Origin of the sequence: Streptomyces sp. NPDC058257 (assembly GCF_042881845.1) — a bacterium.
Classification (GTDB): Bacteria; Actinomycetota; Actinomycetes; order Streptomycetales; family Streptomycetaceae; genus Streptomyces.
Genome location: NZ_JBHVXJ010000010.1, coordinates 1 through 23,372, shown reverse-complemented (window position 1 = coordinate 23,372; position 23,372 = coordinate 1). Strand labels below are relative to the sequence as shown.

Annotated in this window: 18 protein-coding genes and 1 pseudogene; 15 read left to right on the top strand and 4 right to left on the bottom strand. The window is 69.0% G+C overall.

The annotated features are described in order from the left end of the window. Positions 1–33 precede the first annotated feature (33 nt). The 4 genes from ACFVXC_RS23495 to ACFVXC_RS23480 all read left to right on the top strand — a co-directional run bounded on the left by ACFVXC_RS23495 (position 34) and on the right by ACFVXC_RS23480 (position 3,926). Positions 34–624, top strand: coding sequence for a TetR/AcrR family transcriptional regulator (locus ACFVXC_RS23495; protein WP_389908117.1), 591 nt, complete (start codon positions 34–36; stop codon positions 622–624). A 118-nt stretch (positions 625–742) separates the two neighbouring features. Then, entirely contained in the window at positions 743–1,900 is a 1,158-nt protein-coding gene (locus tag ACFVXC_RS23490; protein WP_389908115.1) for an acyl-CoA dehydrogenase family protein, read from the top strand. Between the two features lie 40 nt (positions 1,901–1,940). Then, on the top strand, positions 1,941–2,849 hold the full coding sequence (locus ACFVXC_RS23485) for an acyl-CoA thioesterase (RefSeq protein WP_389908113.1): 909 nt from the start codon (positions 1,941–1,943) through the stop codon (positions 2,847–2,849). Between the two features lie 78 nt (positions 2,850–2,927). After that, the gene (locus ACFVXC_RS23480) at positions 2,928–3,926 is read left to right on the top strand and encodes a cation diffusion facilitator family transporter (protein ID WP_389908111.1); all 999 of its coding nucleotides are present in this window, start codon (positions 2,928–2,930) and stop codon (positions 3,924–3,926) included. 1 nt (position 3,927) lies between these two features. Here the strand turns inward: ACFVXC_RS23480 and ACFVXC_RS23475 are convergent, their stop codons facing one another. Both ACFVXC_RS23475 and ACFVXC_RS23470 read right to left on the bottom strand, forming a co-directional pair. After that, positions 3,928–4,716: a phosphatase gene (locus ACFVXC_RS23475; RefSeq protein WP_389908109.1), complete on the bottom strand. Its 789-nt coding sequence runs from the start codon at positions 4,714–4,716 to the stop codon at positions 3,928–3,930. A 95-nt stretch (positions 4,717–4,811) separates the two neighbouring features. Beyond that, entirely contained in the window at positions 4,812–6,371 is a 1,560-nt protein-coding gene (locus tag ACFVXC_RS23470) for a PucR family transcriptional regulator (RefSeq protein ID WP_389908107.1), read from the bottom strand. Positions 6,372–6,544: 173 nt separating this feature from the next. On the opposite strand from ACFVXC_RS23470, the gene ACFVXC_RS23465 reads away from it, so the two are divergent. The 7 genes from ACFVXC_RS23465 (at position 6,545) to ACFVXC_RS23435 (ending at position 16,839) form a co-directional block, all read left to right on the top strand. Beyond that, entirely contained in the window at positions 6,545–8,011 is a 1,467-nt protein-coding gene (locus tag ACFVXC_RS23465) for a sodium:solute symporter (RefSeq protein WP_389908105.1), read from the top strand. Positions 8,012–8,109: 98 nt separating this feature from the next. Then, the gene (speB, locus tag ACFVXC_RS23460) at positions 8,110–9,090 is read left to right on the top strand and encodes an agmatinase (protein ID WP_389908103.1); all 981 of its coding nucleotides are present in this window, start codon (positions 8,110–8,112) and stop codon (positions 9,088–9,090) included. Further along, a complete protein-coding gene (locus tag ACFVXC_RS23455) occupies positions 9,087–10,772 on the top strand; it encodes a thiamine pyrophosphate-binding protein (RefSeq protein WP_389908101.1) in 1,686 nt (561 codons plus the stop codon). Before speB ends, ACFVXC_RS23455 begins: the two co-directional genes overlap by 4 nt. 129 nt (positions 10,773–10,901) lie before the next feature. Beyond that, entirely contained in the window at positions 10,902–12,179 is a 1,278-nt protein-coding gene (locus ACFVXC_RS23450; protein ID WP_389908099.1) for an ATP/GTP-binding protein, read from the top strand. After that, on the top strand, positions 12,179–12,859 hold the full coding sequence (locus ACFVXC_RS23445) for an RloB family protein (RefSeq protein WP_389908097.1): 681 nt from the start codon (positions 12,179–12,181) through the stop codon (positions 12,857–12,859). The genes ACFVXC_RS23450 and ACFVXC_RS23445 overlap by 1 nt, the downstream gene beginning before the upstream one ends. Positions 12,860–12,959: 100 nt before the next feature. Continuing rightward, positions 12,960–15,605 carry an N-6 DNA methylase gene (locus tag ACFVXC_RS23440; RefSeq protein ID WP_389908095.1) on the top strand — a complete coding sequence of 882 codons (2,646 nt, stop codon included), beginning with the start codon at positions 12,960–12,962 and terminating at the stop codon, positions 15,603–15,605. Continuing rightward, a complete protein-coding gene (locus ACFVXC_RS23435) occupies positions 15,571–16,839 on the top strand; it encodes a restriction endonuclease subunit S (RefSeq protein ID WP_389908093.1) in 1,269 nt (422 codons plus the stop codon). The genes ACFVXC_RS23440 and ACFVXC_RS23435 overlap by 35 nt, the downstream gene beginning before the upstream one ends. 101 nt (positions 16,840–16,940) lie before the next feature. On the opposite strand, the gene ACFVXC_RS23430 is transcribed toward ACFVXC_RS23435, so the two are convergent. Together ACFVXC_RS23430 and ACFVXC_RS23425 are read right to left on the bottom strand one after the other, a co-directional pair. Further along, positions 16,941–17,162: a DUF397 domain-containing protein gene (locus ACFVXC_RS23430; protein WP_389908091.1), complete on the bottom strand. Its 222-nt coding sequence runs from the start codon at positions 17,160–17,162 to the stop codon at positions 16,941–16,943. Continuing rightward, positions 17,155–17,950, bottom strand: a pseudogene (locus ACFVXC_RS23425) (helix-turn-helix domain-containing protein). Before ACFVXC_RS23425 ends, ACFVXC_RS23430 begins: the two are co-directional and overlap by 8 nt. Before the next feature lie 195 nt (positions 17,951–18,145). Between ACFVXC_RS23425 and ACFVXC_RS23420 the strand changes: the two are divergent. From ACFVXC_RS23420 to ACFVXC_RS23405, 4 genes are all read left to right on the top strand, one after another. Beyond that, the gene (locus ACFVXC_RS23420; RefSeq protein WP_389908089.1) at positions 18,146–18,391 is read left to right on the top strand and encodes a hypothetical protein; all 246 of its coding nucleotides are present in this window, start codon (positions 18,146–18,148) and stop codon (positions 18,389–18,391) included. Beyond that, a complete protein-coding gene (locus ACFVXC_RS23415; protein ID WP_389908087.1) occupies positions 18,388–18,759 on the top strand; it encodes a hypothetical protein in 372 nt (123 codons plus the stop codon). The genes ACFVXC_RS23420 and ACFVXC_RS23415 overlap by 4 nt, the downstream gene beginning before the upstream one ends. Positions 18,760–18,897: 138 nt before the next feature. Continuing rightward, positions 18,898–22,500, top strand: coding sequence for a type I restriction endonuclease subunit R (locus ACFVXC_RS23410; protein WP_389908085.1), 3,603 nt, complete (start codon positions 18,898–18,900; stop codon positions 22,498–22,500). 5 nt (positions 22,501–22,505) lie between these two features. Next, entirely contained in the window at positions 22,506–23,285 is a 780-nt protein-coding gene (locus ACFVXC_RS23405) for a M48 family metallopeptidase (RefSeq protein ID WP_389908083.1), read from the top strand. Positions 23,286–23,372 lie beyond the last annotated feature (87 nt).

Below are 23,372 nucleotides of genomic sequence, written 5' to 3'. Positions count from 1 at the left end.
CGACCGCTAACCGTCCTGTCTAGAATTGATTCCATGGCCACCAGAACCGACGCCCCCACCCGTCGCGAGCAGATCCTCAGAGAGGCCGCCAGGCTCTTCGCCGAGCGCGGCTTCCACGGAGTCGGAGTGGATGAGATAGGAGCCGCCGTCGGCATCAGCGGCCCCGGTCTCTACCGCCACTTCGCGGGCAAGGACGCGATGCTCGCCGAGTTGCTCGTCGGCATCAGCGGGCAGCTGCTGACCGGCGGCAAACGATGTGTGGCCGACGCGGACGGGGGGCCGGAGCAGGTGCTCGACGCGCTCATCGAGGGGCACATCGACTTCGCCCTGGACGACCGCTCCCTGATCACCCTGCACGACCGCGAGCTCGACCGGCTGCGGGACACCGACCGCAAGCTGGTCCGCCAGCTCCAGCGGCAGTACGTGGAGATCTGGGTCGACGTGGTGCGCAAGGTCTATCCGGATCTCGCCGAGAACGCGGCCCGCGTCTGCGTGCACGCGGTCTTCGGGCTGCTCAACTCCACGCCGCACCTGAGCCGGCGCGACGCGCTGCCCAGTCGCGGCGCCATGGCGCGGCTGCTGCACGGCCTGGCGCGCGGGGCGTTCGCGGCGGCGGTGGCGTGACGGGAGCGACAGGGCTTATCTCTGGACGGTCCGGTGACCGGCGGGTAACGTTGATCTGAGCAAGCGCTTAGTCGTGTCGCGCTTGGCCGAGCCTGGTGCCGTATCGAAGGAGTTCTCCGTGCGCCGTACCGTTTTCAATGAGGACCACGAGGCGTTCCGGGAGACCCTGCGCGCCTTCATCGAGGCCGAGGTCGTCCCGGTCCACGAGGAGTGGTTCGCCGCGGGTCAGGTGCCGCGCGAGTTCTACTACAAGCTCGCCGAGCTCGGTCTCTTCGGCATCAGCGTCCCCGAGGAGTTCGGCGGCGCGGGCATGGAGTCGCACAAGTTCGAGGCCATCCAGTACGAGGAGACGGCCCGCGCGGGCGTCAGCTTCGGTGGCTCCGGTGTGCACGTGCTGCTCGCCCTGCCGTACATCAAGGCGCTCGGCACCGACGAGCAGAAGAAGCGCTACCTCGAGAAGTTCGTCTCCGCCGAGGAGATGTGGGCCCTGGCGATGACCGAGCCGGGCACCGGCTCCGACCTCGCGGGCATGAAGACCACGGCCAAGCTCTCCGAGGACGGCACGCACTACGTCCTCAACGGCTCCAAGACCTTCATCACCGGCGGTGTGCACGCCGACCGCGTGATCGTCTGCGCCCGTACGTCCGCGCCCACCGCCGACGACCGCCGCTTCGGCATCTCCCTCTTCGCCGTCGACACCAAGTCCGAGGGCTACTCCGTCGGCCGCAAGCTCGACAAGCTGGGCCTGAAGACCTCCGACACCGCCGAGCTGGCGTTCGTCGACGTCAAGGTCCCCGTCGAGGACCTCCTCGGCGAGGAGAACAAGGGCTTCTACTACCTCGGAAGCAACCTGCCCTCCGAGCGCTGGGGCATCGCCTACGGCGCGTACGCGCAGGCCAAGGCCGCCGTCCGGTTCGCCAAGGAGTACGTGCAGGACCGCACCGTGTTCGGCAAGACGGTCGCCTCCTTCCAGAACACCAAGTTCGAGCTCGCCGCCTGCCAGGCCGAGGTGGACGCCGCCGAGGCCGTCGCCGACCGCGCCCTGGAGGCCCTGGACGCGGGCGAGCTGACCGCCGCCGAGGCCGCCTCCGCGAAGCTCTTCACCACCGAGGTCGCGCACCGCGTCATCGACAAGTGCCTCCAGCTGCACGGCGGCTACGGCTTCATGAACGAGTACCCCATCGCCCGCCTGTACGCGGACAACCGCGTCAACCGCATCTACGGCGGCACAAGCGAGGTTATGAAGATGATCATCGCCAAGAACATGGGCCTGTAAGGACATGGTCCTGTAAAGACCGCCCTGTAGAACTGGATTCATGAACAAGGCACTTGAGTCACTCCTCGATCTGCTCGACCTGGAGCAGATCGAGGAGGACATATTCCGGGGCGTGAGCCGCTCGGCGCTCGTCCCGCGCGTCTTCGGCGGCCAGGTGGCCGCCCAGGCGCTCGTGGCGGCGGGCCGCACGGTCCCCGCCGACCGTTCCCCGAGCTCTCGGCTTCGCTCGAGCAGGGGAGGCCCCACTGCCCACTCCCTGCACGCGTACTTCCTGCGTGCGGGGGACCCGGGCGCGCCGATCGTCTACACCGTCGACCGGATCCGCGACGGCCGCTCCTTCACCACCCGCCGCGTCGTCGCCGTCCAGCACGGGCAGCCGATCTTCCACCTCTCCGCGTCCTTCCAGACGTACGAGGAAGGCCTGGAGCACCAGACGGGGATGCCGTCGGCACCGGACCCGGAGACGCTTCCGACCGCCGCCGAGATGCTGCCGCGCCATCTGCCGTCACACGTCGCCGAGCGCCTGGTCGAGGCCCGCGCGGCCGTCGACCTGCGCTACGTGGACGCACCCCCCTGGGCCACGGTCGGGCAGCCGCGCGAGCCGCGCTCCCAGGTGTGGTTCCGCACGAACGGCAAACTCGACGGCGGTATCGACGCGTCCCTGCTGCACGTCTGCCTCGCCACGTACGTCTCCGACATGACGCTGCTCGACTCGGTGCTGCTCGCGCACGGCCGGGGCGGCTGGGCGGTCGGTGACGTCGTCGGAGCCTCGCTCGACCACGCCATGTGGTTCCACCGCCCCTTCCGGGCCGACGAATGGCTCCTGTACGACCAGGAGTCGCCGTCGTCGTCCGGCGGGCGTGGCCTGGGCCAGGCGCGGATCTGGACGCAGGACGGACAGCTCGCGGTGACGGTGATTCAGGAAGGCGTCGTTCGCGTTCCGCGCTGATCGACAGCTGATCGACACGCCTCCGCCGCCCTGACCGACGTATCGCGTTCCCCGGTGATCGGACATACCGTCCGATGCATGAGTGAGCAGGCCGACAGCAGCAGGACCCAGCCGCCCGAGCCGCCGGAGGACGGCGGTGAGAGCACCTTCACCGTCATCGTCGCAGCCGTCGCCAACCTCGGGATCGCCGTCGCCAAGGCCGTCGCCGGTGTCATCAGCGGGTCGAGCGCGATGCTCTCCGAAGCGGCGCACTCCCTGGCCGACACCGTCACCGAGCTGCTGCTCCTCACCGCCCTGAAGCGGAGCGAGAAGCCCGCCGACGAGGAGCATCCGCTCGGCTACGGCCCCGAGCGCTACATCTGGGCGATGCTCGCGGCCGTCGCCACCTTCGTCGGCGGCGCCGTCTTCTCGATCTACGACGGCGTCCACACGCTGGTGGCGGGCGAGGAGCTCGGCGACCCGCTCATCTCGTACATCGTGCTCGCCATCGCCTTCCTCCTGGAGGGCTATTCGCTGCGCACCGGCGTCAAACAGGCACGCGGTGAGGCGGAGCGCTTCGGGGCGTCCTTCGGGCGCTACCTGCGCTACACGCCCGACACCGCGGTGAAGGCCGTCGTCATGGAGGACTCCGCCGCCCTCGCGGGCCTCGTGCTCGCGGCCGGCGGACTGCTCGGCGGGCAGCTCACCGGTTCCGGCGCGTGGGACGGCGTGGCCTCGCTCTGCATCGGCGCGCTGCTCCTGTACGTCGCCTGGGTCCTTGGGCGCAGCAACGCCCAGCTCCTCATCGGGCGTCCGCTGCCCAAGCCGATGCGGGTGGAGATCCGCGACGAACTCCTCGCCTCCGAGCACGTCGAGGCCGTGCTCGAACTGACGACGCTGCTCCAGGGGCCGCGCGAGGCCCTCGTCGCCGCCAAGGTCGACTTCCGTGACGCTTCGACGGCGGCGCAGATCGAGTGGGCCTGCGAACAGGCCGAGCGCCGGGTGCGGGAGCGGTTCCCCGGCGTACGACGGGTTTATCTGGACCCGACGCCGGGGTACGCCCAGCGGCGCGAGGAAGGGCTCAACCCGTGGCCGTGACTCAGGCCTCCGACGTGAGGCCCGCCGCGTCGAGCAGGTAGGCCGTCATCGGGTCGTAGAGGCGCGGGCTCGTGACGTGGTCGTCCAGCGGGACCGTCACCTGGAGGGTGCCCTCGGCCTCGCCGATGAACAGCGCCGGGTCGTTGCAGTCCGCGTACCCCACGGAGTCGATACCGCGCTGGCCTGCCCGTCCGGCCCAGCCGTGGTCGGCGACGACCAGGTCCGGCAGCGGGCGCCCCTCGCGCTCCAGGCCGTCCAGGATCGCGTTCATCGGCTCGGGGGAGTGCGTGTGCCACAGGGTCGCGCCGCGCTCCAGCATCGCCACGTCCGCGAACTGGAAGACCATGCCCTCGTCGGCGGTGAGGCCCTCCGGGATGACGACGATCTCGCAGCCCGCCGAGCGCAGGGCTGCCGCCGTGGCGCGGTGCACGTCGAGCAGGCCCCCGGGGTGGCCGGTGGCGAAAAGGACCCTCTCCTTGCCGGCCGCCGCCTTGCGCAGACGTGCCGCCATGCGCTCAAGGGCGTCGACCGTCAGCTCCGGGTCGATGGTGTCCTGCCCCTGCCGGAACGCGTCGTCGTCGATCACACCGCACCGCTCGGCCATCACCGCGAGGACGTCCTGCTCGTCGGTCCAGCGGTCGCCGAGCTCCAGGCCGAGCCAGTAGTGGCGGTCGCCGTTCGCGAGCTTCCTGTAGTGGCTGAGGTTGTTCTCGCGTGGTGTGGCGACGTCGCCGGCGATGCGGGAGCGTACTAGGTGGTCGACGAGCGCGGCACGGCTGGATATTGGCATGGGTCCTATTCTGCCGTCGGTCACCCGCTGGTGGCGGGCAGTCCCGAACCCTGGACCTGTGAGGTGCACCCCTCTCCGGTCGAATCGATCCCGGGTCACTTCCTGGTGAGCGCGAACCACAGCTCCATCCGTACGTCCGCGTCGTCGAGGTCGGAGTTCAGGAGCGCCCCGCAGCGGGCGATGCGCTGGCGGACCGTGTTGCGGTGGACGCCGAGCGCGGTCGCCGTCCGGTCCCAGTTGCCGTGCAGGGAGAGCCAGGTGCGCAGGGTCTCGGTGAGCGCCGCGCTCTCGCCGAGCGGGGCGAGCAGCACGCGCGCGTGGGCGGCGGCCTCGGCGGGCGCGACCAGAGCGGCGATGCCCGTCTCGCGGTGCCGGACGAGGGGCGCGCGGGTGGCCTCGGCGCGGCGCAGGGCGCGGTCCGCCTGGGCGTCGGCCGCGGGCAGCTCGCCCGAGGGCGCGGGGGCGGAGGCGCCCAGGGTCCAGCCCGGCTGTCCGGTGGGCTCGCGGTCGCCGGGGAGCAGGAGCCGTACGAGATCCTGGTCCTGGTCCGTGTCGACCAGGCCGCTGCCCAGCGCGGCGGCGAGCGCGGAGGCGGCGACGGAGTGGGCCACCGGGTCGTTCGCCGCCGCATCCCCGCGCGCGTGCACCACGGTCCACTCCCCGGCCCCCAGCAGAGGCGCGACATCGCCCGCCGTCGAGCCCAGAAGCAGCCGCACGAGCGCCGCGGAGCGCACGGAATCGGCGGCCCCCTGGTGCTTCCCTGTGAGGAGCGAGAGCAGCACGACGGCCACCCCGGTGATGGTGTGATCCCCCGGCTCGCGCTGCTCGGCGGCCACCCCGAGCGCGAACCCCTGCCCGCCACCGAGCGCGTACGCGGTGAGGCGGGCGCCGCCCACGGAGTCGGTGGCCGACGCGGGGGCGGGCCCTGGCCGCCCTGCCGGACGTACGACTTCGGAGAGGTCGTGCACCGCCTGCCGTACCCCCGTCCCCGGAGCCGTCCCCGCCGTGTGGAGGACCGCGCCGTCCGGCGCGTAGAGCACCGCCCAGCCGCCCAGGCGTGCCGCGAGCTGCCGCAGCACCGCGGGCACCGGGTCCGGGCGCGCGGCGGCTGTGGCGAGGCCCTGCTGGGCCTCCGTCACGCGGCGCAGCTCGGCGTGCCTGGCCTCTGCCACCAGCTGCCACACCGCGCGGGCGACCCCGCTGAACGTCGTGCGCGGCGGCACCTCCAGGAGCGGCAGGCCGTAGCGGTCGCAGGCCGTCACCAGGGCGCGCGGCACCGTGTCGTGCACGGGCGCGACGCCGAAGCCCAGGGCCGCGCCGCCCGCCTCGACGATCCGCGCCACGTAGTCGTCCAGATAGACGCCCGTACCCACCGGGTCCGTGATGTGCACGCCCGCCGTCAAAAGCAGCTCGCCGCCCAGGAGGTACGGATACGGGTCCGCCATCTCCGAGGTGTGTACCCACTGGACGGCCGCCCCGCTCTCCCTGGCGTCGGGGCCCGCGATCTGGCGCAGGCCCAGATCCTCCCGGGCGAGGAGCGCGGTGAGAGGAGCCGGCGGAGTCGGGGGAGTGATGGGTGACGCGGGTGACACGGGTGAGGCAGGCGAGGCAGGCGAGGAGGCGGCAGGGTCCGGCACGGTGGACGATCCATCCATCTTGGTCGTGAAGAGTGGATGAAACGTACACTTCAGCGTTGCTTTCCGGCCACCTAAGGTCGTGCCGACCCCAGGCCACGGGTACGGGCGGATGTCCCCGCGGCCGGTCGTTGCCACCCCCCTCACCCCCATCTGCACGACACGCCACCGAGGTGCGCGAAGGAGGGCCCCCTATGGCCGTCGACTACACAGTGATCGTCGTCTATCTCGCCGGCATGCTCGCGATGGGCTGGTGGGGCATGCGCCGCGCCAAGTCCAAGAGCGAATTCCTGGTCGCGGGACGCCGCCTCGGACCGTGGATGTACTCCGGGACCATGGCCGCCATCGTCCTCGGCGGCGCGTCCACCATCGGCGGTGTCGGCCTCGGCTACCAGTACGGGCTCTCCGGCGCCTGGATGGTCTTCACGATCGGCCTCGGCCTGCTCGCCCTGAGCGTCTTCTTCTCGGCGCGCATCGCACGCCTGAAGGTCTACACCGTCTCCGAGATGCTCGACCTGCGCTACGGCGGACGCGCGGGCGTCATCTCCGGAGTCGTCATGTGGTCGTACACGCTGATGCTCGCGGTCACCTCGACCATCGCGTACGCCACGATCTTCGACGTCATCTTCGACATGAACCGCACGATCGCGATCATCCTCGGCGGCTCGATCGTCGTCGCGTACTCGACGCTCGGCGGCATGTGGTCGATCACGCTCACCGACATGGTGCAGTTCGTGGTGAAGACCATCGGGGTGCTGCTCCTCCTTCTGCCCATCGCCGTCGTCAAGGCCGGCGGCTTCAGCGAGATGAAGGCCAAGCTGCCCACCGAGTACTTCGACCCGCTGGGCATCGGCGGCGAGACGATCTTCACGTACGTCCTGATCTATACGTTCGGCATGCTCATCGGGCAGGACATCTGGCAGCGCGTCTTCACCGCGCGCAGCGACAAGGTCGCCCGCTACGGCGGCACCGTCGCCGGTACCTACTGCCTCGTCTACGCGATCGCGGGCGCCGTCATCGGCACGGCCGCCAAGGTCATGTACCCGAAGCTGCCGAGCGCCGACGCGGCCTTCGCGACCATGGTCAAGGACGAACTGCCCATGGGCGTACGGGGTCTGGTGCTCGCCGCGGCGCTCGCCGCCGTGATGTCCACGTCCTCCGGAGCGCTCATCGCCTGCGCCACCGTCGCCAACAACGACATCTGGTCGCGGCTGCGGGGCGCCGTCTCACCGAAGGGCGATGGCGAGGAGCACGACGAGGTGAGGGGCAACCGCCTCTTCATCCTGATCATGGGCGTCGCCGTCGTCCTCATCGCCATCGCCCTCAACGACGTCGTCCAGGCGCTCACCGTCGCCTACAACCTGCTCGTCGCCGGTCTTCTCGTGCCGATCCTCGGCGGACTGCTGTGGAAGCGCGGCACCGCGGAGGGCGCGCTCGCGGCCATCGTCGCCGGTGGGCTCTCCGTCATCGGGCTGATGTGGGGGTACGGAATCCTCGCGAACGAGCCCATCTACTACGGCCTGTTGATCTCCCTCGGCGTGTACGTCGTCGTCTCCCTCGCCACCAAGCCGACGGACGCCCACGTCCTCGCCGCCTGGCGCGAGCGGCTCGCGGGCCGGGGGTCCCAGGAAGCGGAACCGGAATCGCCGGTGGCCGTCTAGTCCGGCGCGCGGCCCACTGTCCGCGTCACTGTCAGCGGGCCGCGCGACACTTGTCCCAGCAGCACAGCAACACTCGTACCACCAGGAGGAAACCGACCATGAGCAGCGCCGAGACCCCGACCCCCCGCGGCCCGGTCGACTCCTCCCGCATCCCCCGGTACGCGGGCCCGGCGACGTACGCCCGGCTGCCCCGCCTCGACGAGGTGGGCGGCAGGACGGACGTCGCGGTGGTCGGCGTGCCCTTCGACACGGGTGTCTCGTACCGCCCCGGCGCACGCTTCGGCGGCAACGCGATCCGCGAGGCCTCGCGCCTCCTGCGCCCGTACAACCCCGCTCAGGACGCCTCCCCCTTCGCGCTCGCGCAGGTCGCGGACGCGGGCGACATAGCCGCCAACCCGTTCAACATCAACGAGGCGGTGGAGACGATCGAGGCCGCCGCGGACGACCTCCTCGGCTCGGGCGCCCGCATGATGACGCTCGGCGGCGACCACACCATCGCCCTGCCGCTGCTCCGCTCGGTCGCCAAGAAGCACGGCCCGGTCGCTCTGCTGCACTTCGACGCGCACCTGGACACCTGGGACACGTACTTCGGCGCCGAGTACACCCACGGCACGCCGTTCCGCCGGGCCGTCGAGGAAGGCATCCTCGACACCGAGGCGCTCAGCCACGTCGGCACGCGCGGCCCCCTCTACGGCAAGCAGGACCTCACCGACGACGAGAAGATGGGCTTCGGCATCGTCACGTCGGCGGACATCTACCGCCGTGGCGCCGACGAGGTCGCCGACCAGCTGCGCCAGCGCATCGGCGACCGCCCGCTGTACATCTCCATCGACATCGACTGCCTGGACCCGGCCCACGCGCCCGGCACGGGCACCCCGGAGGCGGGCGGCATGACGTCGCGCGAGCTCCTGGAGATCCTGCGGGGGCTCTCCTCCTGCAACCTCGTGTCGGCGGACGTCGTCGAGGTCGCCCCCGCCTACGACCACGCGGAGATCACGGCCGTCGCCGCCTCGCACACCGCGTACGAGCTGACGACGATCATGTCCCGCCAGATCGCCGAAGGGCGGGCGGCCAAGTGACGCACGACCACGACGTAGTACTGCGGCCCACGGACGCGCAGCAGGAGGCGGCCCTGAACCCGCCCGCCGGACGTAACGGCGGCGACCTCGTCGTGGAGACCCTCCAGGGCCTCGGCGCGACGACGGTCTTCGGTCTCCCCGGCCAGCACGCGCTCGGCATGTTCGACGCCCTGCGGCGCTCGGCCCTGTCGTACGTGGGCCTTCGCGTCGAGAACAACACGGGCTTCGCGGCGGACGCGTACGGCCGGATCACCGGCGAGGTGGCCCCGCTGCTGCTCTCCACCGGCCCCGGCGCGCTGACCTCGCTCGCGGCGCTCCAGGAGGCGGCGGCCGGATCATCGCCCGTGCTCGCCATCGGCAGCCAGATCCCGGTGGCGGGGCTCGGCGGCGGCCGGCACGGCTACCTCCACGAGCTGCGCGACCAGCAGGCGTCGTTCCGCGACATCGTGAAGTCCGTCCACACCGTGCGCACGGCCTCGCAGATCCCGTCCGCGATCGCGGCGGCCTGGGAGTCGGCGCTCACCGCCCCGCACGGCCCGGTGTGGGTGGAGATCCCGCAGGACGTGCTGCTCGCGGAGACGACCCTGCCCGTCGTCACCGCCATGGACGCGACCCCGGACGAGGTCGTCCCGCGCCCCGAGCTGACCGCCGTGGCGGCCGACCTGCTGTCCCGGGCCGAGCGCCCGGCGATCATCGCGGGCGGCGGAGTCGTCCGCTCCGATGCCTCCGGCAAGCTCCTCGCCCTCGCCGAGCTGGTGAACGCTCCCGTCGTCACGACCTTCGGCGGCAAGGGCGCCTTCCCCTGGGAGCACCCGCTCTCGCTCCAGTCGTGGCTGGAGGACCGCTACACCACCGACTTCCTGGAGGACGCGGACGTCCTCCTGGTGGTCGGCTCGGGCCTGGGCGAGCTCTCCTCGAACTACCACACGTTCAAGCCGCGCGGCCGGGTCGTCCAGATCGAGGCCGACGCGGGGAAGCTGGAGTCCAACCACCCGGCGCTCGGCATCCACGCGGACGCGCGCCTCGCGCTCTCCGCCCTCCTGGAGACGATCGACACCCCCCGCGAGGACCCCTCGGCCCCCGAGCGGGTGCGGTCCGTGCTCACGAAGGTCAAGGAGCGCATCGCCGCCCAGGACCTCACCCTGGAGCAGCAGGTCCTCGCCTCGGTGCGCGACGCGCTCCCCGACGCGGCGCCCTCTTTCTGGGACATGACGATCCTGGCCTACTGGGCCTGGTCCGCCTTCGACGCGCGGCGCCCGAACACGATGCACTCGGCGCAGGGTGCGGGCGGCCTCGGGTACGGCTTCCCGGCGGCGCTCGGCGCGGCGGCGGCGGACCCCTCCCACCCGGTCCTCGCCGTCTCCGGCGACGGCGGCGCGATGTACTCGATCGCGGAGCTGGCCACGGCGAAGCAGTACGACCTCCCGGTGACCTGGCTGATCGTGGACGACGGCGGCTACGGAATCCTCCGGGAGTACATGTCCGACGCCTTCGGCGAGGCGAGCGCCACGGAGCTCTCCCGCCCGGACTTCGTCGCCCTCGCGGAGTCCTTCGGAGTGCCGGGCGTCCGTACGACCCCGGAGACCCTGGAGGACGACCTGGCGAAGGCGCTCGCGGCCCCCGGTCCCTCGGTCGTCGTGCTCCCGGCCCTGCTGCGGATGTTCGAGCCGACGCACCTCTGAGCCATAACTGATCACCCATCTAGCTGTGCGAAGCGGCCTCCGGAAGATATGTTCCCGGAGGCCGCAGGCGCTCCCGACCGGGCCGTTGTCACAGATGGCCATTACCCTGACCCCGGAGAGGAGGACAGCGTGCTGCTGAGGTTCCGCGTCGCGAACGTACGGTCCCTGCGAGATGAGCAGGAGCTGTCCTTCGTTGTGCCTGGCGACGAACAGGCGGAGTCGGCGAACGCGGTGGAGCTCGCGGGCAGTGGATCGGTCACCGTGCTTCCACTGATCGGCATTTTCGGGGCCAACGCCTCCGGTAAGTCGAATGTGCTGACCGCACTGACCGACATGCGCAATGCGGTCCTCAACTCCTATGCGCGCTGGGCCTCTTACGACGGTATCCCGCGTCAGGTCTTCGCTCTGAACCCCAAGGGCGAGAGCGAGCCCTCCTTCTTCGAGGTCGATGTCGTCATCGACTCGGTCCGCTGGACATACGGCTTCGAACTCGGCCCCACTCGCGTCGAGGCCGAATGGCTGCACAGCTATCCGCGAGGCCGTCGCCAGGAGTGGCTCGACCGGGATGCCTCCCGCTCGGAGGTCTTCAAGTGGCCGGGCGGGCGCGTCAAAGATCGCGCCCAGCTCGCGCGGCGTACACGACCGGACGCTCTTCTGCTCTCCACGGCCGGCACGGACAACCACCCGCAGCTCTCTCCGCTCTTCCACTGGTTCCGCCGCAACCTCTGGATGATCAACCCGGAGGAGGAGCGGGCGGAACGCGAGCGGTACACCACAAAGGAACTGTCAGGGCCGAGAGCCAAGCGCATCCAGGAGCTGCTGCGGGTCGCAGACCTCGGCATCACCGGCGCACACGTCGTCCAGGACGGCCCGGGCCGGGACGTGGTGAAGCTGACGCACCGTTCGGCAGCTGGAGAAGTGCCTTTCGACTGGCAGGAGGAGTCCTACGGCACTCGCTCCTGGTTCGCTCTCCTCGGCCCTCTCCTTCTGGCCCTCGACGAAGGCGCTGTCCTTCTCGTCGACGAACTCGACGCCAGCCTGCACTCACGCTTCGCCGCGGAGGTAGTCCGGCTCTTCCACGATCCGTACGCGAATCCCAAGGGCGCCCAGCTGATCTTCACTTCGCACGACGCGACGGTGCTCACCACCCCGAGTGGGGAGCGCCTTCTCGACCCCGACCAGGTGTGGCTGACACAGAAGGACAAGGACGGGGCGACGGAGCTTTATCCGCTCAGTGACGCGGAGCCGGGTGAGGACGAGGACCTTACGCAGTCCTATCTGGCGGGGACCTTCGGTGGGGTCCCCTCTCTCTTGGAGGGGCAGATCGCGCGGAGGCTGCTCGCGGCGCGTGAGGTCGGTGCGTACGACGAAGCGGGCGATCAGGTGAATCAGGCGGGGCGAGGCTGATGGGGCGGGGGCGGAGAGGCAAGGACTCTTGGGAGCGTCCGGCCCAGCGGGGCGGGCAGCGCAGGCGCCAGGTCTTCATCTTCACCGAGGGTAAAGTGACCGAGCCCTCTTACCTCGACATCCTCAAGGACCATGGCGTCCCGCACGCCGACAAGGTCCCGGTCGAGATGCACATCGCCAACCGCAAGGCGGACAGCGGCCGCAAGCCGCTCGACCTCGTGGAGCAAGCGATCAAGCTGAAGCGCGAGGAGGACCGCAAGGCGAAGCGGGCCAAGCTGGACGACGATTTTTGGCCCGAAGTCTGGTGCCTCTTCGACCACGACAACTACAAGTACATTCGCGATGCGCTGGAGCAGGCAAAGACAGCGGGTATCGGCGTCGCCTTCTCCCATCCGTGTTTCGAGGTGTGGCGCCTCGCCCACTACAAGCCGGTCAGCGGCTCGTTCGGCGGGGTGTGCGACGGGGCGGCCGACCGACTGCCGTTCCAGCGAGGCTCCCAGGACGCCAAGAATCCGAAGGTCGTCCTGCCGGACCAGGTCGTCGGCAGTTACAAGGACGCGCGGAACAACGCCGAGCGCATGAACAGCCAGCACGGCGCCCATGTGGGCAAGTGGGACCGGGACCCGTACACAGACGTGCATGACTTCGTGGAGAAGGCGCTGCACATCGACTCGTACTGATCTCTCCCACTGGACGGCGCCTGCTGATTTCGGTATGACCCCGGCCGGGTCATAAAGTCTCTCCGTCATCTCAGGTCGGTCGGGTCGTAGGGAGTCGTACGTGGCCAAGCTCACGCTCGCCCAGTTGGAGCGGCATCTGTTCGCCGCCGCGGACATTCTCCGCGGGACGATGGATGCCTCCGAATACAAGGACTACATCTTCGGGCTGCTGTTCCTGAAGCGGGCCAATGACGAGTTTGAGGCGGCCAGGGAGAAGCTACGGGTATTCGCGGTCGAGGAGCTGAAGCTCAGCACCGAGAAGCTCCCCGGCTACCTTGAGCGGGTGGGCCCCTACAGTGAGCGCGATGTGCTGTACGTGCCGGAGAAGGCTCGCTGGAACGTGGTCTCCGCAGCTACCCACAACATCAACGAGATGACGTTGCGCCCCGCACTGCAGGCCCTTGAGGCGCAGAATGAGAAGCTCAAGGGGCTCTTCGACCACCTGGACTTCAACCGCATCGGCGGATCGGGCGCCGCGTCCGGCGCGGCCAAGCTCGCCGACCAGCGGCTCAAGCTACTCATCGCGCACTTCGGGCGCGTGCGTCTGCGTACGGAGGACTTCGAGTTCCCGGACCTGATCGGTGCCGCGTACGAGTACCTGATCAAGGAGTTCGCGGACTCGGCCGGCCGCAAGGGCGGCGAGTTCTACACCCCGCGTGCCGTGGTCCGCATGATGGTCGAACTCCTCGCCCCGACCGAGGACATGCGGATCTACGACCCGTGCGTCGGCTCGGGCGGCATGCTCATCCACGCGGCGGAGTACGTGGAGGAGCACGGCGGCGACACCTCGTCGATGTTTTTCGCCGGACAGGACGCCAACAGTGGCTCCTGGATCATGTCGACGATGAACATGGTCCTGCACGGGGTGCGGCGCTTCGACCTGACCACCGGTGACACGCTCTCGCAGCCGACGCATGTGCCGAGGTCGGACGAGGACCGGTTCGACGGCGTGCTCAGCAATCCGCCGTTCTCCATGGACTACGCCTTGGACGACCTCGCGTTCAAGTCCGAGCGTGCCGCGTACGGCGAGACCAGCGAGCGCGGCAAGGCCGACCTGATGTTCCTCCAGCACATGCTGTGGGAGGCCAAGCGAGAGGGCCGGGGCGGCATGGTCATCACGGTCATGCCGCACGGTGTGCTCTTCCGCGGGGGTGGCGAGAAGGGCGAACAGGGCATCCGCACGCGGCTGTTGAACGATGACGCCATCGAGGCGGTCATCGGTCTCGCGCCGAACCTGTTCTACGGGACGGGCATCCCGGCCTGCATCCTGGTGCTCCGCCCGCCGGGGCGGAAGGATCCGGCGCGGGCGGGCAAGGTGCTGTTCATCAACGCCGACCGTGAGTTCCACGCGGAGCGGGCACAGAACGTGCTGCTGCCTGAGCACGCCGAGAAGATCGTTTCGACTTTCCACGCGTACGCGGAGGTGCCGGGCTTCTCCCGGCTCGTGAGCCGCGAGGAGCTCGCCGACAACGACGACAACCTCAACATCCGCCGGTACGTGGACAACACACCACCGCCCGAACCGCAGGACGTGCGGGCGCATCTGGTGGGCGGGGTGCCGCGTGCGGAGATCGAGGCGAAGAAGCCCCTGCTCGACTCGTACGGGATCGGAGTCGGGGACCTGTTCGTGGAGCGCGGGTCGGACGATCCGGCGTATGTCGACTTCCGGGAGGAGGGTGCGCGGCCCGAGCTGGGCGGGCTGGCGCGGCCCAGGGAGGAGGCGCTGCGGGCGGCGTTCGCTGAGTGGTGGGCCGCGGAGGCGCGACGCCTTGCCGAGGTGGCGGCCACACCCGAGGTGCTGGACTCGACGACGCCCTCGGAGCGTAAGGCTGCGCTGATGGCTGTGCGGGGACAGTTGATGGCGTCGTTCGTGGAGCGGCTGAGCCAGGTCGGGCTGCTCGACCGGTACGCGCTTTCCGGGGCGGTAGCCGGGTGGTGGTACGAGGCCAAGTACGACCTGCTCGCGCTATCCGAGAACGGGTTCACGGGTGTCGTCGACGGATGGGTTGAGAACGTCGACACGATGCTTTCGCCTGAACAGGACGCGCGGACAAAGAAGTTGAGGACGCGGACGGCTGCGGAGCGGCGTCAGGCGTATGACCACAAGGTGGTCGCTGCCATTGCCTCTGACTTCTTGGAGGAGTTGGCGGAGGCGGATGCGCGGAAGGCGGAGCTGGACGCGCGGTTCAAGGAGTTGAGTGTTCGGCTTTCGGGGGGCGGGGAGGAGCCGGTGGATGGGGAAGCCGACGGTGAGTCCTCGGGCGGCGACTCCGACTCCGATTCTGACTCCGACGCCGGGGAAGTCGCCCTCAGCGTCGAGGAGTTGACCAAGCTCGCGGCGGAGCTGTCGCAGGTGAAGAAGGCGCGGACGAAGGCGGGGGCGGTCATCAAGCGCCTTGAGGCGGACTTCCATCGGCACCCGTATCCGAGTGATCCGCCCACGCTGGGGGAGGAGCCGCCCCGGTTGTTCCGGGCCCGGGGTGAGTTGGACGCGGAGGGGGAGCGCCGCGTGGTGCTCGACCTGCTGCGGGATGACCTTGCGGCGAAGCTGGAGGGGCATGTGGTGTGGTGGCAGCGGGAGTTGGTGGCGTCTTATGAGGCGTGGGAGCGGAAGTACGCCGTGTCGTTGAGGGAGATTCGGGCGGGGCGGGAAGCAGTGGCGGCGATGTTGGATGGGTTCCTGGGGGAGCTGGGCTATGCGGAGTGAAGGGCTTGTCCACTGGGTTCCCGTCAAGGACCTAGGTGACGTGCGAGTTGGTAAGCAGTTGTCGCCGGCGAGCCGATCCGGGGCAGGCCAACGGCCCTATCTCAGGGTTGCGAACGTGTATGAGGGGCGTATCGATTACTCGGACGTCAACGCGATGGCGTTCTCTCCGGCGGAGCGCGAGACGTACGGGCTCATTCCGGGTGACATCCTGCTGAACGAAGGGCAGGAGAACTTGATGATGGTGGGGCGGAGTGCGCTGTACGACGGTGCCCCAGGTACCTTCTGCTTCCAGAACACCCTGATCCGGTTTCGTCCGGGGCCTGAACTCCTCCCCAAGTTCGCGCAGGCGGTGTTCGTTTGGTGGCGCGCGAACGCGGTATTCGCGGGAATCGCAGAGAAGACGAGCATTTCTCACCTCGGTGGGAACCGGTTCGGTGCGCTGCCGTTTCCGCTAGTTTCCATTGCTGCGCAGCAGCGGATCGTCGATGTGCTCGACAGCGTGACGGAACTGGAACGTGGGATCGAGGCGTCGATCGTCAAGCTGAAGCAGCTCAGGCGCGGTCTCTTGGAGGACGCGTTTCGAGGGTGGGGACGTCAGAAGGGTGAGGAGCCGTCGTCAGAGTCAAAGGGGTGGACCACGGTGTCTATCGGAGAGCTCTGCCAGCTTGGTTCCGGTTCAACTCCGCCGAGAGCGGCGGGAGATAAATACTTTGCCGACGTAGGTGTTCCGTGGGTCAAGACCCTTGACCTCAACGAGGGTTCACTCTCGACGACTGATGAGGCCCTGACTCCCGCAGCTCTGAAAGATCTCGGCATGCGCGTCTTTCCGGCAGACTCAGTGCTCGTGGCAATGTACGGAGGCTGGGAGCAGATTGGTCGCACGGCGATTCTGCGAAATAATTCGGCTGTGAACCAGGCGATCTCTGTACTGATTCCCCAGTCCGACCTCGACCCCGACTATCTCCTTCTTGCACTGCAACATGGACGGCACAAGTGGCGTCGATTTGCTGCCAGCACACGGAAGGATCCCAACATCACGAAGTCGGACGTGCGTGACTTTCAGATTCCAGTTCCCCCGATTGAGGATCAGGCGAGGATCGCTGGCCTTGGTGCGGCTCTTTTGCGTGAGGTCGCGGGTCAGGAAGCGGAGTTGGCGAAGGTCCGTGAGTTGAAGCGGGGGCTTGTGGATGACCTGTTGTCCGGGCGGGTCGGGGCTTCAGCGCTGGCTGCCTGAGGCTGGAGGCTGGCTCGGCTCAACCACGCGGAGTGGTGTTGCCAAATGCATCCGGCCCTCGCCTTGTGACGAGGGCCAGGACGGTTGAGGCGGAGGAGCGGTCAGGCGGAGAGGTTTCCATTCTTGACCGCTATGACGAACGACGACCAGCTCGGTGACGGGAAGAGCAGAGCCGGGCCGTTCGGGGTCTTGGAGTCGCGGACCGGGACGCCGACTGGGTAGTTGTCTACGACCTCCAGGCAACTGCCGCCCTCGCTGCCGCTGTAAGACGACTTACGCCAGCCGCTCAGTGCGGCAGCGTGCGAGATGGTCGGTTCAGCCATGATGTCCGTATTCCTTTGCTGTCGCCCTCAGCAGGGTCAGTGACTCCTTGAGCGGCAGTGCGTCGCTCAGGGCAAGATCGTAACGACCTTGCAGCTCCTGGACGATGGACGGGGAGTCGTGCACTTTCCCCATGCGCACCCCCTCGCTGTATGCCACCGGTGGCTGGTCATCGAACCACATCAGCGTAAGCATGCTTTCCAGCAGTGGGTGGAAGCCCAGGGAGCGCGGCAGTACATGCACGCGGATACGTTGCGACTCAGCCAGGCGCACGATGTGCATGATCTGCTCAGCCATGACAACTGGGCCGCCGACAGGTCGGCTCACGACGGCCTCGTCCAGGAGTGCCCACACTACGGGCGACACGGGATCCTCTAGGACCTTTCGCCCGCTCAAGCCGTGTGACAACGAGCCTGTCACACTCCTCAGCTCTTACCGGGGGGAAGCTGACGCGCAGGACCGCACGTGCGTACCTTTCCGTCTGGAGGATGCCCGGCACGAAGGACAGCGCGAACTCCCGGATGCTGACTGCTTGCTGTTCGAGTTGCAGGGCTGCCTCGAAGTGGTCGGCGACTGCCGCGTCCTCGTCGGGAAGGAAGCTGGCCAGTACGTTCTGGGTGTTCAGCGCCTGGTCCAGCCGCTGCGCATCCTGCTTCGACGGCAGCCGACGCCCCGCCTCGATATGCGCGATGTGCGAACGCGTCATGATCGCCCGATCGGCCAGCTCCTGCTGTGTCAGGCCCGCCGCCTCCCGCTGGGCCCTGAACCACTCCCCATAGGTGTTGCTCATCGTTAACTCCCGTGCGACAGATGCCTTGGCACCTCTGACCCACTAGCGAGCCTAGCCCGCGCCATCTCACTGTGTAAGTGAATCGCTACGCAGCGATGTCCATGCAAGTCGACCTGCCTCCGGCACGGAAGACCCCCGCGACCGTCCTCGAAACGGCCCGGGGGCATGGCCCTCAACTACACAGGAGTTGACGACGTGTTGCACCATATCTCCCGCCTCATCGAGCCGCTGCTGCGGCTGCTGTGGCCCGCTGCCGGGCGCCACCGGTTGTCCGGAACGCCACTCATCCCCGCCCCTCTCCCGGCCGCGCGCCGCCTCCTTGCCCACGATCAACGCGAGAAGGCGTTGCTGCAACGCTCCCGCTGCCGAGCCCTCTGGCTCGCCGTGCACGGTGTTGACGTCGGCCCGCGCAGCATCCACGGCGTCGAGGTGGCCGCATGATGGACCAGAGTCACGACGCCGCCACCGTCAGCAGGCCCCGCCTCCTCCCCTGGACCAACCTCGGCGGCAACCCCTGCTACCTCCTGAGTGACGGCACCGGCGCCAGCTATCTCTCCCGCGCCGCCGACAACGTCGAGTCCGTACAGCTCGGCATGGCCGACGACCTCCTCGACCATGCCGCAGACCTTCTGGGCGACAGCAAGGCCACCGCGCCCCAACTCCACTTCCTCGCCGCCCGATTGACCGAGTCCCTGCGCGACGTGCACCGCATCGCCCGCAGCAGGGGCGCCCGTCTCCCCGTACCCGATGACGAGGCCGACGGTCTCCCTGGAGAGTGCCCCCCACAACTGACCCGCCCCGCCGCGTAGGTGGACGTACCCCCGCAATCCCGGTACGTCCACACGGCCATCCCCGCCCTCTCCCCGATCCCCCTCCCACACCCCACCCCCAAGGCGCAGAATGGATCTCAGGGGAACACAGGGACGTACGGGGAAAGGCGCGGAACCGTGGTGGTGCAGGTCGAGCGGGACGAGGTGGAGCGGCCGTTCGTCGCGCAGTTGGAGGCGCTGGGGTGGACGCGCATCCCGGGCGGGGAGCTCGACACTCTCGACGCCGGTATGCCGCTGCTCGTCGACCAGCTCGGGCCCGCCCTGCATCGGATCAACGTCCGGGCCGGTGACGGTCAGCCCTGGATGGACGCCGACGACATCACACGTGTGGTGACGGAGCTCGCCTCCCTCTCGCTCGGCAAGGGCGTCGTCGATGCCAACCTCGCCGCCACCGACATGCTGCTCCACGGCTGGACCCTCCCCGCTCCTCGCGGCGGGCACGGCGGACCCTCCGCCACCGTTCAGTACGTCGAGTGGCACCCGGACCGCGTCGCGCTCAACACCTTCACCGTCGTCGACCAGCTCCGCGTGCGTGGTCGCTCCGGCGAGCTCTCCATACTCGACGTCGTCCTCTTCGTGAACGGCATCCCGATCGTCGCCGTCGAGTGCAAGAACCCGGACCTCGCCGAGCCCGTCCGCAGCGCTGTACTCGACCTGCGGCACTACGCCGGGAACCCCGTCCCGGATCCGGACGGGCCGACGGGCGTCCCGCGTCCTGCCGGTGTGCCGGAACTGTTCCGCACTGTGCAGCTTCTCGTCGCCGCGACCGGTGACACCGCGCACCTGGGCACCGTCACTTCCGGGCCCGAGCACTTCCACCCGTGGCGCAGCGTCGAACCGGAGGAAGAGAGCGGGCTGCGGCGGGAGTTGCAGACCGCGGGTTGGCTCGCGGGCGCAGGTGGGAACGCGGACGACGGCGCACCAAGGCCGCTCAGCGAGCAGCAGAGGCTCGTCGGCGTGGTGCTGCGCCCCGCCGGTCTGCTCAACGTCGTACGGCACTACGTGATCCCGATGGCCGTCGAGTCGGACGGCGCGGGCGGGGCCGTGCGGACGGTGAAGGCGGTCGCCCGGCACCAGCAGTACCGGGCCGCCGAGAAGGCCGTGCGCAGGCTGCTGACGGGGCGGACTCGCGCCGGGTGGGACACCGAGGACGAGCGCGGCGGCGTCATCTGGCACACGCAGGGTTCCGGTAAATCGCTGACCATGACATTCCTGGTGCGGAGGGTTCATCTCCACCACCGGCTCAGCGAGTTCATGGTCGTCGTGGTCACCGACCGCACCCAGTTGCAGTCGCAGCTGTCCCGGACGCTGAGGCTCAGCGATTCCGATGTCGAGACGGCGAAGACCCGTACGCAGATGGAAGGGCTGCTCCAGGACGGCGGGCGCCGCGTCGTCTTCGGGATGATCCAGAAGTACGGGAACGGGTTCACCTTCGGCGGAGACGCCGAGGGTGATGGGGACGACCGGGACCTGGCCGGGGAGTACGAGGCGGCCGAACGGGACCGGGAGGAGGGCACGGAGGAAGACCTGGGGCCCGTGCCGGACTTCCCCGAGTGCAACACCTCGCCGGACATCCTTGTCCTCGTCGACGAGGCACACCGCTCGCACACCAGCATCCTGCACGCCGCCCTGCGCAGGGCGATCCCGAACGCCGCGAGGATCGGCTTCACGGGTACGCCGATCATCACCGGCCGCGAGGAGGACAGCCGCCGGATCTTCGGGCGCGGTGACTCCGAGCGGGGCTTCCTCGACGAGTACCGGATGGAGGACGCCGAGCACGACGGCGTCGTGGTACGCATCCGCTACGAGGGCCGGACCGGAGAGGGCGAGGTCCGTGAGGGAGAGGTCCTCGACGAAGGGTTCGACGACCTGGTCCGGGACCGCACTCCCGAGGAGCGGGCCGCACTGCTCAAGCGCTGGCCCACCGAGCGGGATGTCGCCGAGTCCGTGCCCATGATCGAGGCGAAGGCCGAGGACATGCTGGAGCACTGGGTGACCACAGTGCTTCCCGGTGGTTTCAAGGCACAGGTCGCGGCCGTCAGCCGGAAGGCGGCCGTGCAGTACCACCACGCGCTGCGCAAGGCTCGTGATGAGCTTCTTGCCGAACTCGCTGCGTACGACCCGGAGTCGGCGTCCGGGGTGCCTCTGGAGCAGCTGTCCAGGAAGCAGCGCTACCTCCATCAGGCCCATCAGTTCCGTGCCGTGCTGCGGAGGATCGACTTCGTGCCGGTCATCTCACCAGGGGCCGGGCATAAACGCGGCGAGTGGCGGGAGTGGACCGACGCCGGGCGTCAGGAGGCGTACACGGAGCGGTTCCAGAAGGCGTTCCCCGAGCTGGCGCCCGAGCCGGAGTGGGTGGCTTCGACGCCCTTCAATCCGCCGCCGCAGCCCGCACCGCCGGCCGACGCCGCCGGCGGCATGAACGCCCCGTGGTCCGACGTGACGAGTGCGGAGCCGTCACCGCCACCCACCTCGGTGCCCGACCCTGTGCACTCCGACAGCCCCATCGCCTTCCTGATCGTGAAGTCCATGCTGCTCACGGGATTCGACGCCCCGCGCGAGCAGGTTCTCTACCTGGATCGGCCGATCCGCGACGCCGAACTGCTCCAGGCCGTGGCCCGCGTCAACCGGACCTCGCCCGGCAAGGAGGTCGGCTACGTCGTCGACTACTACGGAGTCTTCGAGCACCTCTCCAGCGCACTCGCCGGGTACCGGGACGCCGATGTCGACGACACGATGCGCAGTCTTTCGGAAGAGGCCGCCAAGCTGGGGCCCGCTGCCAAGAAGGTCCGCGACTTCCTGCGCGGCAGTGGCATCGACGACGCGGACCTCGACCAGCTCGCCAAACTGGGTCCTGCGGCTCTCTCGCTGCAGTCCGAGGAAGCGAGGCTCGACTTCGACGAGAAGCTGCATGAGTTCCTCGCCGTCCTGGAACGCGTTCTCCCTCATGAAGCGGCACTCGACTACGTGGCGGACGCCCGACGCTGGAGTCTGCTCCAGAAGCGGGTGCGGCGACTGCGCCGGGATGCCGAGGGCGGCACGTTCACGCTGCGCCGGTACGGACGCAAGGTCCGTGCCATGATCGCGGACCACCTCGAAGGCCCGGAGATCGATCAGGTCATTCCGCCGGTCTCGCTCACCGCGCCCGCCTTCGACGACGTCGTGCGACGCCTGCCGCCGCGGGAGGCCGCGGCCGAGATGGGGCATGCACTGCGCTTCCACCTGGAGGAGCGGACCAAGCGGGAGGACCCCGCGAAGTACGAGCGGCTCTCCAAGCGGCTTGAGGAAATCCTGCGCACCATGCCAGGCCGCTTCGAGGAACAGATCGACGAGTTCGGGCCGCTGTTCGAGCAGGCCCGGCAGGAGCAGGAGGAAGATCCGGAGCTCGCCGGGCTCAGCCCGCTTGAGCAGAAGGTGTACCGGCTCGTGGAGCAGATCCTGGAAGACACTCCTGGTGTACGGCTGGACGACAGCGGTGACGTCAGGCGACTCACGGGCAAGATCTGCGACGTGGCTGCACGGACCATGGCCAAGGCGTCGTACCAGGGGCAGCACCAGGACATCAGCATGCTGGCGGGACACCTCCACGGAACACTGCTCAGCAGCGGTGTGAGGCCCGCCGGCGCCGACTGGGCACCGTTGGACGGCGCGGCCGAGCGACTCGCGTCCTTCGCGCAGGACAACTACCGGCAGTTCCGGGGCAGGGCGAGGGGAGAATAGGGCGCGTGACCGCGCTTGCCGACCCTTCGACCTCTTCCGCCCCCGATGACCTGCTCATGGTGGACGGACTGTCGCTGCGGGTTCGCAGCAGTGCCCGCAGGAAACGGTTTGCACTGACCGTCGAACCTGACACGACCTTCACCCTGCACGTCCCTGCCGGGCGTTCGACAGCTGATGCTGAGCAGTTCGTACGCGCCCATCGCGACTGGCTGCTGGCCAAGCGACGGGAGCGGGAACGGACGCGCCCGCTCAATCCCGCTAAGAGGCTCGCCGACGGTGAGTTCTTCCGCTACCTGGGGCGGACGTACCGGCTGACCGTGTCGACCGATGTACCGCCCGACGCCCGGGTGCGGCTCATCGCCGGGCGCCTCGTCATGGGGGCGGACTCGGCGTCCGACCCGCAGGCAGGGCGGGCCGCACTCGTCGACTGGTACTGCCGTGCGGGCAGGGACTGGACCGGGCACCGCCTCCAGCCGTGGGCCGCGCGGATGGGGGTGGCCGAGCCGGACCTTGAGGTGCGGGACCTGGGCGACCGGTGGGGTTCGTACCGACCACCTGAGGGCGCGCTCGGTGGGACCGGTCTGATGACTCTGGGGTGGCCGCTCTTCCAGCTGCCCATGCACCTGATCGATTACGTCATCGCGCACGAACTGGCGCACGTGAAGGTGTCCGGGCACCGAGAGGACTTCTGGCGGCTGCTGAGGCTCGCGCTGCCCGAGTACGAGGAACGGCGGGCGGATCTCGACGAGCTGGGGCGGCGTATGTGGATGGGGGAGATCGTGTAGCTCTCACGGGTCCTGCGCCGACGCACCTCTGAGCCCGCGTCGACCGCGGAAAAGTCCCGCCTCACCCTGCGAACAGCAGGGTGAGGC

Coding starts and splice junctions, on each gene's coding strand:
- ACFVXC_RS23495 (WP_389908117.1), top strand. CDS start 34: ATGGCCACCAGAACCGACGCCCCCACCCGTCGCGAGCAGATCCTCAGA.
- ACFVXC_RS23485 (WP_389908113.1), top strand. CDS start 1,941: ATGAACAAGGCACTTGAGTCACTCCTCGATCTGCTCGACCTGGAGCAG.
- ACFVXC_RS23480 (WP_389908111.1), top strand. CDS start 2,928: ATGAGTGAGCAGGCCGACAGCAGCAGGACCCAGCCGCCCGAGCCGCCG.
- ACFVXC_RS23475 (WP_389908109.1), bottom strand. CDS start 4,716: ATGCCAATATCCAGCCGTGCCGCGCTCGTCGACCACCTAGTACGCTCC.
- ACFVXC_RS23470 (WP_389908107.1), bottom strand. CDS start 6,371: ATGGATGGATCGTCCACCGTGCCGGACCCTGCCGCCTCCTCGCCTGCC.
- ACFVXC_RS23465 (WP_389908105.1), top strand. CDS start 6,545: ATGGCCGTCGACTACACAGTGATCGTCGTCTATCTCGCCGGCATGCTC.
- speB (WP_389908103.1), top strand. CDS start 8,110: ATGAGCAGCGCCGAGACCCCGACCCCCCGCGGCCCGGTCGACTCCTCC.
- ACFVXC_RS23445 (WP_389908097.1), top strand. CDS start 12,179: ATGGGGCGGGGGCGGAGAGGCAAGGACTCTTGGGAGCGTCCGGCCCAG.
- ACFVXC_RS23435 (WP_389908093.1), top strand. CDS start 15,571: ATGGGTTCCTGGGGGAGCTGGGCTATGCGGAGTGAAGGGCTTGTCCAC.
- ACFVXC_RS23430 (WP_389908091.1), bottom strand. CDS start 17,162: ATGGCTGAACCGACCATCTCGCACGCTGCCGCACTGAGCGGCTGGCGT.
- ACFVXC_RS23415 (WP_389908087.1), top strand. CDS start 18,388: ATGATGGACCAGAGTCACGACGCCGCCACCGTCAGCAGGCCCCGCCTC.